This window comes from Paenibacillus sp. 05T425, assembly GCF_056396205.1.
The window spans coordinates 899,021-916,316 of the sequence record NZ_JBFTLA010000001.1; the positions used below are offsets into that span (position 1 = coordinate 899,021).

At 48.1% G+C, this 17,296-nt stretch carries 10 protein-coding genes, 11 tRNA genes and 1 rRNA gene; 2 read left to right on the plus strand and 20 right to left on the minus strand.

The features are described from left to right. Nucleotides 1-5 precede the first annotated feature (5 nt). The 5 genes from AC1DF0_RS03710 to AC1DF0_RS03730 all read right to left on the minus strand — a co-directional run bounded on the left by AC1DF0_RS03710 (nt 6) and on the right by AC1DF0_RS03730 (nt 7,813). Nucleotides 6-1,727: a sensor histidine kinase gene (locus AC1DF0_RS03710; RefSeq protein WP_477573132.1), complete on the minus strand. Its 1,722-nt coding sequence runs from the start codon at nt 1,725-1,727 to the stop codon at nt 6-8. 55 nt (nt 1,728-1,782) lie between these two features. Continuing rightward, complete coding sequence (locus AC1DF0_RS03715) at nt 1,783-2,661, minus strand: carbohydrate ABC transporter permease (protein WP_477573109.1); 879 nt, start codon at nt 2,659-2,661, stop codon at nt 1,783-1,785. Between the two features lie 14 nt (nt 2,662-2,675). Beyond that, a complete protein-coding gene (locus tag AC1DF0_RS03720; protein ID WP_442051339.1) occupies nt 2,676-3,575 on the minus strand; it encodes an ABC transporter permease in 900 nt (299 codons plus the stop codon). A 96-nt stretch (nt 3,576-3,671) separates the two neighbouring features. After that, entirely contained in the window at nt 3,672-5,411 is a 1,740-nt protein-coding gene (locus AC1DF0_RS03725) for an extracellular solute-binding protein (RefSeq protein ID WP_442051340.1), read from the minus strand. Between the two features lie 182 nt (nt 5,412-5,593). Next, nucleotides 5,594-7,813, minus strand: a complete 2,220-nt coding sequence (locus AC1DF0_RS03730; protein WP_477573110.1) for a GH92 family glycosyl hydrolase — start codon at nt 7,811-7,813, stop codon at nt 5,594-5,596. 150 nt (nt 7,814-7,963) lie between these two features. On the opposite strand from AC1DF0_RS03730, the gene AC1DF0_RS03735 reads away from it, so the two are divergent. Both AC1DF0_RS03735 and AC1DF0_RS03740 read left to right on the plus strand, forming a co-directional pair. Continuing rightward, nucleotides 7,964-8,821, plus strand: a complete 858-nt coding sequence (locus AC1DF0_RS03735; RefSeq protein WP_477573111.1) for a helix-turn-helix domain-containing protein — start codon at nt 7,964-7,966, stop codon at nt 8,819-8,821. A 992-nt stretch (nt 8,822-9,813) separates the two neighbouring features. Next, the gene (locus tag AC1DF0_RS03740; protein ID WP_477573112.1) at nt 9,814-10,074 is read left to right on the plus strand and encodes a translation initiation factor 2; all 261 of its coding nucleotides are present in this window, start codon (nt 9,814-9,816) and stop codon (nt 10,072-10,074) included. A 387-nt stretch (nt 10,075-10,461) separates the two neighbouring features. On the opposite strand, the gene AC1DF0_RS03745 is transcribed toward AC1DF0_RS03740, so the two are convergent. From AC1DF0_RS03745 to AC1DF0_RS03815, 15 genes are all read right to left on the minus strand, one after another. Then, a tRNA-Gly gene (locus tag AC1DF0_RS03745) sits at nt 10,462-10,535 on the minus strand. Between the two features lie 8 nt (nt 10,536-10,543). Then, a tRNA-Pro gene (locus AC1DF0_RS03750) sits at nt 10,544-10,620 on the minus strand. Nucleotides 10,621-10,649: 29 nt separating this feature from the next. After that, nucleotides 10,650-10,726 (minus strand) — tRNA-Arg (locus tag AC1DF0_RS03755). 7 nt (nt 10,727-10,733) lie between these two features. Next, nucleotides 10,734-10,808 (minus strand) — tRNA-Gly (locus AC1DF0_RS03760). A 259-nt stretch (nt 10,809-11,067) separates the two neighbouring features. Further along, nucleotides 11,068-11,922, minus strand: a complete 855-nt coding sequence (locus AC1DF0_RS03765) for an ABC transporter ATP-binding protein (RefSeq protein WP_442053410.1) — start codon at nt 11,920-11,922, stop codon at nt 11,068-11,070. Nucleotides 11,923-12,138: 216 nt separating this feature from the next. Next, nucleotides 12,139-14,598 carry a phosphodiester glycosidase family protein gene (locus AC1DF0_RS03770; protein ID WP_477573113.1) on the minus strand — a complete coding sequence of 820 codons (2,460 nt, stop codon included), beginning with the start codon at nt 14,596-14,598 and terminating at the stop codon, nt 12,139-12,141. Between the two features lie 91 nt (nt 14,599-14,689). Beyond that, on the minus strand, nt 14,690-16,147 hold the full coding sequence (locus tag AC1DF0_RS03775) for an alkaline phosphatase family protein (RefSeq protein ID WP_477573114.1): 1,458 nt from the start codon (nt 16,145-16,147) through the stop codon (nt 14,690-14,692). A gap of 257 nt (nt 16,148-16,404) precedes the next feature. Further along, nucleotides 16,405-16,487, minus strand: a tRNA-Leu gene (locus tag AC1DF0_RS03780). 22 nt (nt 16,488-16,509) lie between these two features. Then, nucleotides 16,510-16,585, minus strand: a tRNA-Lys gene (locus tag AC1DF0_RS03785). 9 nt (nt 16,586-16,594) lie between these two features. After that, nucleotides 16,595-16,669: transfer RNA gene (locus tag AC1DF0_RS03790), tRNA-Gln, on the minus strand. Between the two features lie 9 nt (nt 16,670-16,678). Further along, nucleotides 16,679-16,754, minus strand: a tRNA-Val gene (locus AC1DF0_RS03795). A 5-nt stretch (nt 16,755-16,759) separates the two neighbouring features. Then, nucleotides 16,760-16,834, minus strand: a tRNA-Glu gene (locus AC1DF0_RS03800). A gap of 41 nt (nt 16,835-16,875) precedes the next feature. After that, nucleotides 16,876-16,951: transfer RNA gene (locus AC1DF0_RS03805), tRNA-Thr, on the minus strand. Nucleotides 16,952-16,956: 5 nt separating this feature from the next. Beyond that, nucleotides 16,957-17,032 (minus strand) — tRNA-Asn (locus AC1DF0_RS03810). Nucleotides 17,033-17,150: 118 nt separating this feature from the next. Beyond that, a 23S ribosomal RNA gene (locus AC1DF0_RS03815) occupies nt 17,151-17,296 on the minus strand; the annotation flags it as partial.

The window sequence follows — 17,296 nt, forward strand, 5'->3', positions numbered from 1 at the left end:
GCCGCTCACTCCTTGTCGACTATTTCCCAATACAGCTCAATTCGCAATCCGCCAAGTGTCGAGTGATCGATATGGACGCCGGAATGATCGCCGAAATAATATTTCAGACGATGATTCACGTTCCACAAGCCCGTTCGTTTGGAGATATTGACTTCTTGTCCGGTCGTCACCCTCAGCATATGCATGGCATCCGAGGACAAGCCCGAACCGTTATCCTCGATGACAAGCTTGCAGTTATTCGCTTCTACGATTCCCGTGATCGTAATAAGTCCCTCTTCCTCCCGCTCCTCCAAGCCGTGCACGATCGCATTCTCGATCATCGGTTGAATGAGAAGTCTCGGGATCTTGAGCTCCAACATGCTTTCCGGAATCGCAATGGTGTAATGGAGCTTCTCCAACTGGGAATTCATAATATCCATGTAGCTAACCGCTAAATCCATTTCCATCCGAATCGTAGAGACAAGCGATTCATTTCGCGTTGTGTATTTGTAATAGTCTCCTAAATTGTGAGCCATCGCGATGACCAATTGATTTTTGTTCATTTTCGCCATGTTCACGATATAAGCAAGACAATTGTACAGAAAATGCGGATTGATCTGCGATTGCAGCTGCTTCATGATCGCTTCTCTGGAACGGACTTCCTCCGTATATACCCGCTTCAGCAATTGATCGATTTCTACCGCCATGCCGTTAAACGAATCAAACAACGATTGGAACTCGTTTTTACGGCGGCTTTTGATTTGATAGGCGAAATTTTTATTTTTCAGTTGCTCGACGCCGCGAATCAATATCCGAATCGGTACTTGAATGTGCGAGTAGAGCAAGAAGGCTGACACGATACCGAACAGGAATAGCAGCACTAACATCACATAAAACAAATTCCGGCTATGAACGACCGGTTGAAGAATTTCGTCCAACGGCTCGATATCCACCATGCTCCAATCCATCTTGCTTGACGCGAGCGTATAGAGCAGATATTTTTTGCCGTCGATCTTGACAATAGTGCGATATTTGGAATTAGCCGTGAATTGATCCAGCGGATAATCCTTCATCACTTGCCTGATCAGCCCTATGTTCGCTTTGCTGCTGTACACGACCTGATCCGAGCCATGGTAGAAGAAGGCATCGCTATTCCCGTTTAACGTAAATCCATCCAGAAGATTCGATATATTCTTGGTCAGAAAATCGACGCGAATAATCATCTCGGAGCTCATAAGGTTCATAGAATCCACTTGAGAGGGAGTAACGAAGTACCTGGAAAAGGCATCCATTTGCACCCCGTTGACATCCACTTTATTCAACTTCCAGGTAGGCGTATAGTGATCGATAAACTCCTTTGGATCGGATAGGGCAGAAGATACGGTCGATATCGAAAGATCGCTTCTCGGAAAATAGATCGATATCATATTCATCACTTGATTCGTAATGCTGAATAAAGCCAGCTTGTCTTGAATCGATTGAATGACGTTTTGACGGTCATAACCGGACTCGGGCAAATTGCCGAAGCCTACGTTTCGAATCTCGGGATCTTTGGTCGCGAGTGCGGCATACATCATATTCTGATCCAACAAGCTTTCCAGCTGAGTCAGAAAATACGATAGTTTTTCCTCGTTTCTTGTGTTGATCTGTTCCTCGATGACATCGACGCTTTGCTTGTTCGTATATGCGTACAATCCGATAATCGGCGTTAGAATTAAGACAATCAGAAGAATCACCTTCGTGATCACGTTCAAGGCCTTCTCCTCCTTATACCATTTCCTACTATTCTAGCATAAGGATCGCTTATTCTTTGACCGAACCTAACGTCATTCCTTTGACAAAATATTTTTGCAAAAAAGGATAGACGACCAAGATCGGCAACGTACCGACGAAGATCAGCGCCGCTTTCAAGGAGCGCTCGGACAGATTCTCCAGATCGGCCGGGTTGAGTCCAATCTGCGTATAATCGAATCCGGTTATTAAAGCCTGAAGGAAAGTCGCAAGCGGAATCTTGTTCGCTTCGTTCATATAAATCATCCCGTCGAACCAGGAGTTCCAATGGTACACCATCGTGAATAAAGACAGTGTCGCAATGGAGGGCAAGGAAATCGGGATAAATATCGTGAATAAGGTGCGGAAATGTCCGGCACCGTCAATCGCCGCCGCCTCTTCGAGCTCCTTAGGAATTCCCCTGAAGAAGTTCATCATGAGGACCACATTAAATACATTGACGGCCACGGGCAGAATCAATGCCAAGAGCGAATTGGTCAACCCAGTCTTCTGTACGACCAAGTAAGTCGGAATGAGTCCTCCGTGAAAGAGCATCGTGAATACGAAGAACCAAGCGTATACCGTTCTCCCTTGGAATTTACGATTATCCTTGGACATGGAGTAGGCAGCCAGCATCGTCAACAGCATCGAGAAAGCCGTTCCAAGTACCGTTCTTAGAGCGCTTACCCGGAAAGCAACCAGAAAATTGTTGCTGTTTAACGCCTTCCCATACGCGTCCAGATTAAAACCAATGGGCCAGAGCTTGACCAGGAATGAAGTCGTTGCATAGTTGTTGCTCAACGATACAGCCAGAACATGGACCATCGGAAGGATGCACAACAAGGCAACCGCCGATAGAAAGATATGATTCGAATATCGAAACAGCCGGTTAGAGAATGTAAGTTTGTGCATCGCGTTATATCCTCTCAGAATATCCTGTAATTCGCGTATTTGGAAGCTAATCGATACGTAGTGGCGATTAATATAAACCCGATAACCGATTTGAAAAATCCAACCGCCGTAGCCAGACTGAACGAGCCTTGCAGCAGCCCTACGCGATAGACGTAAGTATCGATAATATCGCCTTTTTCATAGACTAGCGGATTGTACATATTATAGACTTGGTCGAATCCTGCGTTCAGGACATTGCCTAAGGACAAAGTCGTAATGACGATCGCGATCGGGATCACCGACGGAATCGTAACATGGATGGCCTTCTTGAAATTGTTGGCGCCATCGATGTCGGCGGCTTCGTATAGGCTTGGATTGATTCCCGTCATTGCGGCCATATAAATGATCGTTCCAAAGCCGAATTCCTTCCACACGTCGCTTGTGACCAATGTAAAACGGAACCATTCCCCGCTCCCCAGGAAGAAAATGCGGTTAAGGCCTAATGCCTCCAACATCTGATTGATCAAGCCGTTGGTCGCTAATAAATCCGTCAATATGCCTCCGAGAATAACCCAATTCAGAAAATGCGGCAAATAGATAAGCGATTGAATCGCTCTCTTGAATAACATGACCCGTACTTCGTTCAAGAGCAAAGAAAATACAAAGGGCACGACTGACCCGACCACAATCTTAAACACGGCAATGAATAACGTATTCCAAATGACCTGAATCGCCTTGGGATCGTTAAACATAAACTCGAAATGCTTCAGCCCGACGAATGGTGAATGAAAGATGCCTAGCCAAGGCTTAAAATCCTGGAAACCGATCAGGAACCCCGCCATCGGAATATAGTTGTATACGATCAACAACAGGACGGACGGCAACAAAAACAAATGCAACGGCCATGTTTTATATATATACTGTTTCAGTGTCATCCCAGTATGCTCCTATCGATGCGAGATATCGAAGCAGCAAATGCGGAGCGAGATGGATGGTACTGCACTCCGCATTTCCTTCTTCATTATTGAGGTTTACTTCATGCTCTTAACCGTTTCATTCACTTCTTTGGTGATTTGAGCGCCGCCTTGGTCACTCCATTGCTTAACGAAAGTATCGAAATATTCGGGCGGCTGTTTGCCGTAAATGATTTGCAGGAAAGCCTGTTCTTCCAAGGTCGATAGTTGATCCCACTTTTCTTTCATGGTCGCCGTATTCGCGCCGCTGAATCCATTCGGCACGTCGCTCGGCAGTTGTTCGTTGGCGACCGCAAAACCTTCAATCGTCAGTTTCCCGTTGCTCGCAGCTAATTTCTGCTCAAAAACATTGTTCGTTTGCCCCGCTGCGACGCGCTGATAAATGCTCGGGCCTTCCATTACGTTCATTGGAGCCGTTCCCGATGAAGGAGACAGCAGCAGATAAGCGTTCAGACTGACAACGCCGTCCGGAACATTCGTCCAATCCGGCTTGCCATCTTTCATCACATAGTCGTATCCTTCGCCGTATCCTTTGTCGAACGGACATTCGGAATCTTCAATCGCGCAGCCGTACAGCGTATCCCAATATTTGAATATGGCCTCCATATTGTCGAAGCCTTCGCGGAACACGTAAATGCCGTAGGATAACAAGGACGCTTGACGCCCGACCTCGCCGTTCACGCCTGCAGGAAGCGGATACGGTTTAATATTAACCGTTTGATTTTTGCCTTCCGCCTCCGCAACCGCGGTCCCAATTGGCCAACCGCCGGACCATCCGGGAGCAAAGGCGATTCCCGCTTTTCCCGAAGTGAACTCCGCCATCGCTTTAGCTGCATCCTGCGTTCCGAAATCAGGACTTAGATATTGTTTCTTATACCAATCCTGCAGCTTCGCAAGCCCGTCTTTAACGCCTGGAAGAGTAGAACCGTATTGCATGCTGCCGTCTTCGCCCTTAATCCATAAGTAAGGCTGATCCTGTCCGAAGATAAATGAAGTATCCGCCATATAGTTGCTTGTCGGATGGTAATATCCCGTGTTTCCTCCTATTGCCAACCCGTACGTATCATTTTTGTTATTACCGTCCGGATCTTGATTCGTGAACGCATCCAGCACGGCTTCGAATTCTTCTATCGTGGTCGGAGCTTTCAAGTTCAACTTATCCAACCAATCCTGCCTGATCCACATGACCGTCGCGCCGACGATTCCGTTGGAAATACCCGACAAGCCATAAATCTTGCCGTCTCGTTTGACCAGGTTCCATATTTCAGGATTTTTGACGTAGGAATCTTTAACTCTCGCGGTAGCGTACTTCTCGAAAGCCTCATCGATAGATTGAATTTTGCCGGAATCGACCAAATCCTCGAACAAGGTTCCCGAAGTATACAGAACGTCGGGTAATTCCTCTCCGCTTGTCATCGCGAGCCGCACTTTGGTTTCCAACGAATCTGTTACGACCCATTTGTATTTCGTGACGATTCCCAGGTTATCCTTAAACCAACGAGAGACCGGATTATCCTCCGGAGTATCGCCATTCCGCAGCTTATCAGAAGGCTTTAAGGCAAGAGCTGCTGTAATCGTAACCGGCGGATCGAATTTAGTGCGATCATTCGGCTGCGGTTCCGGATGAGCGGAAGGACTTTCTTCGTTTGAGCTCGGGCTTGCGCTCTCGGACGGCTGAGTGCTGCTTTCGTCCGAAGACTGGGATGGCTTGTTGCTCCCGTTCGAACATGCGGTGAACATGCTTATACACAGGATGATACTCATAATGACTGCAAATGATTTCCGATAGCCTTTCATTTGTAATCCCCCTCGTTTATGGTCCTTGCATACTCAATTATTCCATGATCTCCTGATCATTGAAATGATCGTATATCAAGATCATGAACTTTCATTAGTACGTTCGCAGAAACATATGAACGTATGCAAAGAGCCGTCAGAATCTCTGACGGCTCTTCGTTCGCTGCTCGTAAATAGATCTTTTAATCCATGCGCTGAATAGACATGGAGAATGGCAAATCTTGATCGTCAACATAAGTGTGACTAGCAGTATCGGTTAGCTCAAAGCGGATGAGCGCACCGTTCATAAGTTGATCATGCGTGAAATACAGTTGCCGATGCCGCTCATTGTTTAAATGAACGCTCTGGACGTAAGGTTTGCCTTCCGTCTGCGATCCCGCTTCTACGACAATTCGATTGCCGTTCTCCAATTGAATGGACATTCGCTCAAACATCGGGCTGCCGATCACATATTCGGGAACGCCGGGACATAGCGGATACATCCCCATGCTTGCGAAAATATACCAAGCGCACAGGCTTCCGTTATCCTCATCGCCCGGCAAGCCTTCAGGCGATGAGCTGAACAGCTCCTCCGCCGTTTTTCTAACCCAATACTGCGTATGAGACGGAGCTCCGACCGCCGCGAAGAGATAGGGGATATGGAAGCTAGGTTGATTGCTAATCGCGAATTGTCCGAACGGAATAGAAGCCATCTCCGACATTTCATGAATCTCGAAACCATAGCTGCCAACCTTAAACTTGGGATCCGCAGTCATAAGTTCGATCATCTTGGCCAAGAAAGCTTCCCGGCCTCCTAAGCCATTTGCCAATCCCATCACATCGTGTTGAACGGCCCAACTGCACTGCCAAGCGCTTCCTTCGCAATACGCGCCGCCCCACTCTATCGGATCGAAGCCTTCAACCCAGATGCCGTCTGCTTGTTTCCCCCTCATAAACCCTACCGAAGAGTCTAGCAAATGCATGTAGTTGCCAGCTCGATTCATTAACGAGCGGAAATCATCCAGCCTCCCGAGTCCTTTCGCAATCTGCGCAACGCAGAAGTCTCCATAGACATAGTCTAACGTATTGCTGACGCTCTCATGAAACTGGTCTGCCGGCAAATACCCGTATCGGTTGTAGGCATCCGAGCCTTTCCTGCCGAAACGCGGGTCCTCCGCAGCTTCAAGCACATGCTTGAATAAACCTTCGTACGCCGTGTTCACCTCGTAGCCTTCAATGCCTTTGACAAATGCGTCAGCAAAAACGGCATCGATTAACGTTCCAGGCATGGCGCTGCGTTCTCCGGGGGAAGACCACTTGGGCATCCATCCCCCTTCCTTGTACGCATTAACATAACCTTCCAAAATCTCGCCCAAGCGAGCAGGAAACAAAATACTGAATAATGGGTACGAGGTGCGGTACGTATCCCAAAACCCGTTATCGCAATACATGGCTCCGTCAACAACCTGGCCATTATAAGGGCTGTAATGAATTTTGCGTCCATCCTCCGTATATTCATGCCACATCCTAGGAAACAAACAAGTCCGGTACAAGCAGGTATAGAAGGTTCTCAGCTTGTCCTCGTTACGATCCTCGACCTGTATTCGACCTAATGTTTCTTCCCAGCTTGCTGCGGCTTCCGTTCTTATTTGTTCGAATGACCTAAAACCTACTTCTTGATTAAGATTCGTTTGTGCTTGCTCGATGCTGATAAAGGAAGTACCCATTCTTAACACGGCCACGCCTGATTCAGGCAACCTCAACCCGATGAACGCGCCTGTACGATCACCTTCCTCATGCAATCGGAACGATTCCTGAAATTCCTTATCGAATATGCCGCAAGCAGGCACATCGAATTCGCAATCGATTTCGATCACGAAGTACATCGCATAATTGTCGGGAACTCCGCCTGAATTCGCGCGGGTGTAACCCGTCAACCTTCTGCGTTCAGGGTCTATGGTCATGGATGATTCTCCGGCGAACGGAGACACAATCACTCTTGCCTCTTCCCGCTCGTCAAAAGTCATGCGCATGACTGCGCATCGTTCGGTCGGACTCAGTTCCATCACGGCCCGGTAACGTTGCAGGCGAATCTTGAAATAGTCCGGCTTAACCTCCATCTCTTCGCTTCGAAATGAGGACGAACGCTTTGCGGAGGATAAAGCAAGAGCGCCCGTTTGCGGCAATAGGGTCAGGTGTCCGTAATCTTCAATCCATGGGCTTGGTTGATGGGTCAAACGCAGCCCTTCAAAGCGACGGTGCGAAGGGTGAAAGAACCAGCCCTTCCCCGCTTCATCGGTTTGCGCGCTCCATGCTGCCATCCCGAACGGAAGCGCAACTAACGGAAGCGTATTTCCATTGGAAAACGTAAACGTAGAAGCCGTTCCTTGCAAGGGATTGACATATTGTAATATACTCTTCATCAATTGCAGCAACCTTTCCAACTCGATCTTTTGCTCTTCATTGTAGTTGGAATGCCGCCTTGCTTCTTATCATAATTATAATCTTTCTCTCAATTTTTAAGAATTTCGGCTATCATAGCGAGATAACCCACATTTAAAGCGAGTGATTCGATGATTCCCTTCAATCTGCCCGGCGATCAGGAGCTTCACGGAAGCTTTCCCTTTACCTTCAAAATTCACAAGCTGACTGCCGATGTCCCCCCGCACACCCACAATTTCATAGAATATACGTATGTCTTTTACGGTAAGGGTATCGAGATCGTCAATGGAACCGAGCGTCCTATTCAAGCTGGCACCTTCACGCTTTTGTTGCCGCATCAGGTTCATCAAATTAGGATTGACCCAGGTGAAGAGCTTCATCTATATATCGGCGCCATCGGACTGCAAGCCTTGTTCGGCTCTGATGATTCCGCCGCCGCTTTGAACGCGTTGCTTCTTCAAGGAGGTACGCAAGGGGATCCCTCCTATCCGTTAGAAGACAAGCTCTCGGCCGCGCTGCTCCCCATCTTCGCCGCCATGCACGAGGAAATGCGGAGCGCTCACTCCTGGAATCAATTAATGTTCAAAACGAAATTGATCGAAGCTTTGATTTTGTTGGATCGCCATTGCTTCCGCGTTAAAGAGCTTGAGGCTCCACGAACGCCTATCCACAAAAAGGGGAAAATAGCGGATATCATACTCTACGTTTATCAAAACTATCGCGAGGATATTAAGCTCGTCACTTTGGCGGAGCGCTTCTATTTAAGCGTGCCTCACATAAGCGCTTCTTTTAAGCAGTATAGCGGAGATCACTTTCATAACTTCCTGGAGAAGATCAGAATCTCGCATGCCTGCAGCCTGTTGGCCTCGAGTAATGAATCAGTAACTTCAATCTGCTTCGAGGTCGGATTCACTTCCTACTCCACCTTTTCTCGCGTATTCCAGGAGCGGCTTCATATGTCGCCTACGGCTTATCGGAAGCTTTATTAGATGGTGAGAATTGTGATTAGGATAGGAAATCTCGCTTATAGCAAGCATTCAAGGAAATGAAGTAGCGTTTGGATGGGGAATACATCTTATACCGTCGGGGTAACCCAGTAAGATGTTCAGTTTGCTTCATCGTTGTAGTTTTAGGATGAAAAATCTCGCTTAAGGCGAGTACTTCGATTCATTTGACTAGAATAGGATGGAAAATTAATCTTACTGAAGAGAACGCCTTGAATCAAACCTTGACGGCTTGCTTCGTTTAACGTTAAGTCTTAAACCGTGAGAGAATTCTTTTCTTATCTACCCTCCATACCACAAAAAAATACCTCTTCAGGTTCTTGTCGTTCGGCATCCACCACAACTGCGGCAAGCTGCTGGCGAACATCTTCGTTGTTATCAGCCAGCTTATAGCCGTCTACACCAAGGAAAATTATTACTCTTGTATTTGCTTATTCAAACAACAATCGCGCAGATCATGCTATAATTCCAACAAGGGGTGATATCATTGGGTTTCTTCATCGTTGTCATTATTTTCTTAGTACTATTTGGTTTTTTCAAAAACAAGAAGAAGTAATTCAGTATCCTCTCAGTTGTCACCTTAGTATTAAACCTTAATTTGCACCCTTAATTACGGTTTTGATAAACTAGAATCAATCATCTAAAGAAAGGAGTTCCTTCATGCTAATATTCAAATTAAAGCCTGTTTTCCAATTGGTCGCTCTCGGTCTTACTGTCTTTGGATGCTGGACTATTTTCAAATTGCTATTATAATGATCCTCGATATTCATCCCTCTTCATCTTCCACCATAACCGGGTCCCTTTTTACACTACTTGAAGGGCACACCAGATCATCTTCAACCTTCCCAAGTTCCTCAATATCCAATTCACATGTGTACGCGCGTATTTAATATTTCTGAATTCCCCAACATGAATGCCCTCTTATCGCAAAGCATATATTGTTTATATATTTCTAGTAAAAGAGGTGTTGGCGTTCAATGGATCAGAATAATAGCGAGAAACTGGCGCAAATAAGGGAAATTCAAATTGCTAGGATAGCCTTTATCGGGGCATCCATTGCAACAATCGGTGATGGAATAGCTGCACTTGCTGCTGGCCTTGCTCTTGAAGTATTAGAGAATAATTATAAACAAACATCACGAAGTTATCCCAATGATCCTAATCAATTAATAAAAGCTCAAAGGAATCTGGATCATTACATCAATGAACTGATACAACTTCGTAAATCAATAAAATAAAAAATTTTATATAACCATATGAACACCGCACGCAGAAAGTATCGTTCATTTGTATGTGTGCTTCGCTTAGCCTTAACGGTCGGTCGAACCCACGCTTATAGCGTGCGGGAATTCTCTCCCATCCAAAAGCTCCATAACACAAAAAAAAACCTCTTCAGGTTCTTGTCGTTTCGTTATGGAGCGGGTGATGGGAATACTCAACTTTTCTTATGGGTCGCGATTGCTTCGCTATCTGTCCGTGCAAAAGTTGACGCTCGACCTTGTCGGCTTGCTTCGCTTAGCCTTAACGGTCGGTCGAACCCACGCTTATAGCGTGCGGGAATTCTCTCCCATCCAAAGCTCCATAACACAAAAAAAGAACCTCTTCAGGTTCTTGTCGTTTCATTATGGAGCGGGTGATGGGAATCGAACCCACGCTATTAGCTTGGAAGGCTAAAGTTCTACCATTGAACTACACCCGCAAACAAGATGGTCGGGATGACACGATTTGAACATGCGACCCCCTGGTCCCAAACCAGGTGCTCTACCAAGCTGAGCTACATCCCGAATTAAGTATATCTTGCAATTAGTAAAGATGGCGCGGCCTAAGAGATTCGAACTCCTGACCTTTTGATTCGTAGTCAAACGCTCTATCCAGCTGAGCTAAGGCCGCAATCTTATGGAGCGGAAGACGGGAATCGAACCCGCGACCCTCGCCTTGGCAAGGCGATGCTCTACCGCTGAGCCACTTCCGCACGGTGTTTTCGTCAGCCGTTTCAATCAGTTAATGTCGCGGCGACAAGTAATAATATATCACCTAGAGAAACAGATTGCAAGTGTTTTTTACGAAAAACTTATCTTTTTTTAAAAGCCGCTGAAATCCGTTGATTTTACAGGCTTTTCCCCGCATAGAAACAGTGACGAATAACCCATAACCAACACAGCTGGAAATTAAAAAAAAAGCCATGACTCCAACTAAAGAAGCATGGCTTTCCATTAGACTAAGTATGAGTGTTATGCGCCAGCGGCAGCCATAACGATTTCCGGCTGTGAGCGGCCCATCATTACTTTATCAGCCGTTGGCTGATCAGCAAGCGCGAACGGCAGGCATAGAGGTACGCCCGAACGCGGATCTGGCACGATATCGGCTTCGATATTGAAAACTTCGCGCATAATCTCAGGCGTAATAACTTCAACCGGCGAGCCCTCGCCTGCAACTTTGCCAGACTTAATAGCAATCATATGATGTGCGTAGCGCGATGCATGATTCAAGTCATGAACAACCATAACGACCGTACGGTTGTTAAACTCATTAAGCTTCTGCAGCAGATGAAGCACTTCAAGCTGATGCGCCATATCCAGGAACGTCGTCGGCTCGTCAAGGAACAAAATATCGGTTTCTTGCGCCAAAGACATTGCAATCCAAGCGCGCTGACGCTGACCCCCGGACAGATGGTCGACCGGACGATCGGCGAACTCCGTCATGCCTGTTGCTTCAACCGCCCATTGCACGATTTCGCGGTCTTGCTTCGTCATCGAACCGAAACCCTTCTGATAAGGGAAACGGCCGTACGAGACAAGCTCAGATACGGTTAAGCCGTCCGGAGCTGTAGGATTTTGCGGAAGAATGGCAAGCTGCTTCGCTACTTCTTTCGTCGATTGCTTATGAATCGATTTGCCGTCTAGAAGTACATTGCCTTTAGATGGAATCATGATGCGGGCCATCGTTTTCAGGATCGTCGATTTGCCGGAGCCGTTCGCTCCTACAAGCGCCGTTATTTTCCCCTGAGGAATTGCAATGTTTAAATCTTGAACGATAAGACGATCATCATAAGCAATGTCGAGATTCGAAGTCGTAAGACGAATCATTAGACATGCACACTCCTTCCGCTGCCTGGTCAGGCTATATCTCAGTTAATTAGATTAATTAGGTAAAAAGTGATAACGATTATCACTACTTTAATAATGATAATGGTTATCACTGACAATGTCAATGTCTTCTTTCATCAAACCTTCACTCTGTCTTCATAAAAAGCAAAAGATGTGACCGTTCTATGACGACCACATCTTCATCCTGCTTAAATCTTACCACTTCAGCTTATTGCCGAACACGAGGGCATTGCTGATCAATCGGCCTGGTACGGTAATCATCTTCCCTTGCCCGTACATACCCGAAGAAGCTCCACCGTCCATATTCATCGCTTGCTGAGCGCCAAGGGTTACCATTATTTGGCCCCATTGCTTCATCGTAGCCGCTCCAACTGTTGCGAGAAGTAATGAACCGTCCTTCTTCACTACAATTGCGCTTCTCGCCGCTTTGTCGGTTAATATTTTGGAGCTGCTGAACCCTTCAGGGGCAGGATTAACCGCAAGCTTACCATTCGTTACAAGTCGCGGACCTGCGGCAACCGCGGTGTGAACCCGTCCCCAGCTGATCGCCTGTCCAGCCATATTCGTCATCGACACTTTATAATCAACAATCGTACCGACTTTGAAGCGCTCAGCGAGCTTCTCCTCTCCGCCAGTAAAGACGAGTACATAGCCGTCGGAAGGAATGTCGGCGTTCGTGTTTTTCGCTATTTTTGTAACGACGCCTTTGCGCACGGTGATCGCTGTTCCATATGCGAAGCCTATCTTGGCTCCACGCTTAGGCGTGAACATAATAGCAGAGGTCGTACCGGCAACCGGCGTCCGATTAACGAAGTAGACGTACCAGTTGTTCGGCGACTGGTAAGAACCGTTCGTTCCGCCGAGTATTTTGACGCGAAGCGTATCCATCACCACCGCACCGTCCCAGGTAAAACCGATCGCCGTCCCCGTATTGCCGATATGCTCGACTTTACCGTCGGTAATGACCGTGCCGTAAGGCTCTGGAATGCCTCCGTAAGCTTCGAAGTACGTCGCATTAATCGCCGCCTCCGCGTTGTAGGATTTCGTTATATCGCTTAACTGTTGGACGACGCCGACTTTGCGGCTGGCTAGCCCCACGGTTACGGGCATCCCCTTCGGAATAGCAACGGTATTAACGGAATAGGTTTGATTGTCTACCTTCACTTTTTTGAGCTCGTATTTGGTTTTGTAGGCTAAGGCGGCAGCCGTAACTTTGATCGGCAGATTCAGTTCGCCTTTGTAGCCCTTTGTCGTGACGACGACAGAAATGTTCGTCGAGCCTACGGAGACAGGCGTAACCATGCCTTTGTCATCGACGCGGGCAACGGACGGATTGCCCGATGCGTAGTTGACGGCGACGGGAACGGACAGCTTCAGCTTGTCCGTGAGCAGGAGCCTTGCATGAAGCGGCAGCGTGATCGACGCTGCCGCATAGGTGACCGCGACGGGCCGGTATGGCCCCGCCGCGATGAGCTTATCGGCGGACGCGTACGCGATCCGTCCGCCGCCAAGGACTGCAATGCCGCCGACAGGCTGGGCGGCATCGCCTTTGTAGGTGTATGCGACTCGGCCGGCAGCGCCGTCGATCGCATACACCGCACCCGAGCGGGCGCCGGCGAGGATAACGCCGGCGCGAGCCGCTGTTGCTGGCGCAGCCGCAGGCGCCAGCGTCAGCGCGGCGGGCGCGAAGCCGCCCGCCCCATTGGCGCTCACGCGCCATGCTTCCGCGCCGGTGTCCGCGCGGAAGGCCACGACGGCATTGCCGCCAAGCTCAGCGGCAACTGCCGTCTCTACGCTGTCCGAGCCGACTGCAAGGATCGGCTCGGTCCAGCCCCCTGCCGCCGCTGCGGCGAACTCGCGGCTGAAGCGGACTTTCCCGTCCGCTTCATAAGCCGCTGCCGCCTTCGGCGCAACAAGCACCACGCCGCCCTTGCTGTCGGCGGCGAGCTTCGCCCCCTTAAGCGGCTCCTGAAGCGCCGCCTCCCACTTAATGGCCTCCCCCTGTACCGCGTACAGAACGCCATTGCTTCCAATGACATAGACCCCCGTTGCTGCTTCCTCAATTTCTGTGACCGACACATCCTTCGGCAGCAGCGCTACCAACTTCTCTCCGTCTTTATCTAGCGACAAGATCGCGTTCTGATAAGCGAAATACGGCAGTCCTTCCCCGTCAGTCACCGTCTTCGAGGGCTGCAGATTTTCCGTCTTACCCGTGAAATAATAAATAGCTACCTGACCGCCTATTCCGGCACTGTCATAGCGATACAATCGTGCACTCTTGCCCGCTATGAACAACTGTTCATGCTTATTAACGGCAGGGGCCGAGAGATCTGTATAAGCATTCAATCGCTTAAGCGATTTGCCATTACTGTCAAAGTAGTTAATCCAGCCATTAGCTGCGACTGTTACGACCTTACCTGTTGCTATCATTAAAGGTTCATGCAGTGTACCATCGCCTGCCGCACGCCAATATTCAATCTCAGGCTTCGCTTCGACCACTGCTGACGTAGTCGTTGCTGCTGCAGCAAACGCTGCATTCTGCTTCCCTGCAACAGAAAACAGTGGAACACTTCCCCCCCCGAACGTGCAACCTATCGCTACCGACAGCGCAATCGCTACTCCCCTTAATGATTTTTTCTCTCTGCCTAGTGCCATTTCCTCATACTCCCTTAATTTCGATATAATGACTAGTCTCTTAGAACTATATCGTCAGGCGTATTTAGAAAATGAACAATTGGGAGCACGATTACTTTTGCAGCAAATCCAAAATGTAGCTCTTCATATCCACGATACGAAGTTTATCCGGTTTATCATTCGTACCCGCAACTATTAGCGGAACTAACGATACATTCGCATGCAAGGCGCCATGTCCACCGCCTCCTGTATGATCCGGAGAGCTCCCTCCCGTCAGCTCATATCCAGCCTTCGTCGTCACGACAATAAATTCACCCTTATGCGAATTCAACGCTCCCCATAGACGCTGCAGACCATCCGGATATTGACCGTACATCAATTCCTTTTCTGTACGATCAACCTCCAAACCCATCACAGTGGCATCCCCTTTCCAGGTCCAATGCGCGCCATAACTATCCTTCCATTGGCCTCCGGCTCGATAGGAGAATAAACGTTCGGAATCACCTTGTCGTACATGAATCCAATCTCCTTCCTTCCAAGCAATTAGATCGATTCTGTTATCCCCGACTAAATGACCCGCAATTCCTGCTAACGACTGATCGGTGTGCAACTTATAGACGTAAGCCATCGTTTCATTAACCGCCAACACAATTTCCGTATCTCCGGTAATCTCCGCGCCTGGCTTTTGTATCCGATATTCGTCCAGCAGCTTCGTAAGATCAACAATTGGATTCTTATCTTTCGGCAAAATAACACTCATCCCGCTGTCTCCCAGCAGCATAATAACAGCCTGCTCTAGCGCTTTGTCTGTCGATCCGAATGCGGTTATAAGCCCCTCCAATTGCTTATCCAGCTTAAGTAGCCCTTCCATATCTTCCGGTCCATGATGGTGGAGCTTCTGATCCAAATCCGGCAAATATACATACAGAAAATCTGGCAATAACTGATGACGAATCAAATACTCCGTCGTCTGAAGCGCATATTCGTTCGTGAATCCTACACGATTAGTTAAATCAACGGGAAGCTTCACTTTGCCCTCGAGCGGATTGGAAAAGACGCCAAAAGACAAAAAATCAGGTCCTCCTACCTTAATCCGGTCGGGCAGTGACGTCGGTGCCTTCACCCACTCCGGGACACGCAGCCAATGAGCAGTCGGCCCTCTATAAATAATGCCATTAATAGAACCCGTAGTTAGCTTGCCTGCCACTTGATCATCTTCGAAAATCGTTTGTACCGCATGATGAATATGCTTTCCATTCAAATTCATAAGGGTATCGGCGGCAATCTCATTAATTCCTTGCTTCATCACTTCCATAGGCCCTGTTCCATAATTGATGACACGATTCTCATCGGCCGAATACCAGATCAGACCGGGCAAACCATGCTTATCCGGATAAGTCCCTGTTAGCAGCGATGTATCGATCGTGACCGACATCGTCGGGAACGAGCTGACTACATCTTTATAATATTGACCATGCTGTATTAAGCTCTTCAGCGTTGGAAGCTGATTCTGCTCCAAGCCCCGATCAATGGATTGGTACATGAGCGAATCCACGACAATCAAAATCACCTTTTTGCGACCCTTACTAGTGGAATTCACTTGTTGTTTCGCTTTTGAAGCAATGTGAAGCAGATCGGGCTCTTTCGGCTTCGGTTGTGAACAACTGCTCACGAGCACTAAGAGAAGAGAAATTGCGATCATTCTAATACTAAAATTCCATTTCATGCGCAACCGTACATTCCCCCATGTTTTAGTTATAAAATGCCCCGTATAACTAAAAATAAACAGCAAAAAACCCTTGATCTCTCAAGGGTTTCTTCATGGTATGGTGCGCGTAGAGGGACTTGAACCCCCACGGTCGCCCGCTAGATCCTAAGTCTAGTGCGTCTGCCAATTCCGCCATACGCGCGTGGGTGATGCGGGTAAAAATATGGTGAGCCATGAAGGACTCGAACCTTCGACACCCTGATTAAAAGTCAGGTGCTCTACCAACTGAGCTAATGGCTCGTACTAAAATGGCTGGGGATTCAGGGATCGAACCTGAGAATGACGGAGTCAAAGTCCGTTGCCTTACCGCTTGGCTAATCCCCAGCAGCGATATGGTGGAGGATGACGGGATCGAACCGCCGACCCTCTGCTTGTAAGGCAGATGCTCTCCCAGCTGAGCTAATCCTCCGTAAATGGTGACCCGTAGGGGACTCGAACCCCTGTTACCTCCGTGAAAGGGAGGTGTCTTAACCACTTGACCAACGGGCCGTACTTTGATTGAAGCTTGTCTTCACTTATGTAAAGTGATCTGGAGCTCTCAACCGGGATCGAACCGGTGACCTCATCCTTACCATGGATGCACTCTACCTACTGAGCTATGAGAGCATGAATGGCTCCCCGAACAGGACTCGAACCTGTGACAACTCGATTAACAGTCGAGTGCTCTACCAACTGAGCTATCAGGGAACATTACAAAGAGGTGCGGTTAAATCTCAAGGCATTGCGCCCTGAAAACTGGATACGAAAGATGTTGCTGCTGAACTTTAGCTGTTGCTTACAGGTTGTATGGACCATATAAGCATTTTAGGATAAGCCCTCGACCGATTAGTATTCGTCAGCTACACACATTGCTGTGCTTCCACCCCGAACCTATCAACCTCGTCGTCTTCAAGGGGTCTTACATACTGGGAAATCTCATCTTGAGGGGGGCTTCACGCTTAGATGCTTTCA

Excerpts from the sequence above, each read along its gene's own strand:
- AC1DF0_RS03765 (WP_442053410.1), bottom strand. The coding sequence starts at position 11,922 with ATGATTCGTCTTACGACTTCGAATCTCGACATTGCTTATGATGATCGT.
- AC1DF0_RS03735 (WP_477573111.1), top strand. The coding sequence starts at position 7,964 with ATGATTCCCTTCAATCTGCCCGGCGATCAGGAGCTTCACGGAAGCTTT.
- AC1DF0_RS03740 (WP_477573112.1), top strand. The coding sequence starts at position 9,814 with ATGGATCAGAATAATAGCGAGAAACTGGCGCAAATAAGGGAAATTCAA.
- AC1DF0_RS03725 (WP_442051340.1), bottom strand. The coding sequence starts at position 5,411 with ATGAAAGGCTATCGGAAATCATTTGCAGTCATTATGAGTATCATCCTG.
- AC1DF0_RS03720 (WP_442051339.1), bottom strand. The coding sequence starts at position 3,575 with ATGACACTGAAACAGTATATATATAAAACATGGCCGTTGCATTTGTTT.
- AC1DF0_RS03730 (WP_477573110.1), bottom strand. The coding sequence starts at position 7,813 with ATGAAGAGTATATTACAATATGTCAATCCCTTGCAAGGAACGGCTTCT.
- AC1DF0_RS03770 (WP_477573113.1), bottom strand. The coding sequence starts at position 14,598 with ATGGCACTAGGCAGAGAGAAAAAATCATTAAGGGGAGTAGCGATTGCG.
- AC1DF0_RS03715 (WP_477573109.1), bottom strand. The coding sequence starts at position 2,661 with ATGCACAAACTTACATTCTCTAACCGGCTGTTTCGATATTCGAATCAT.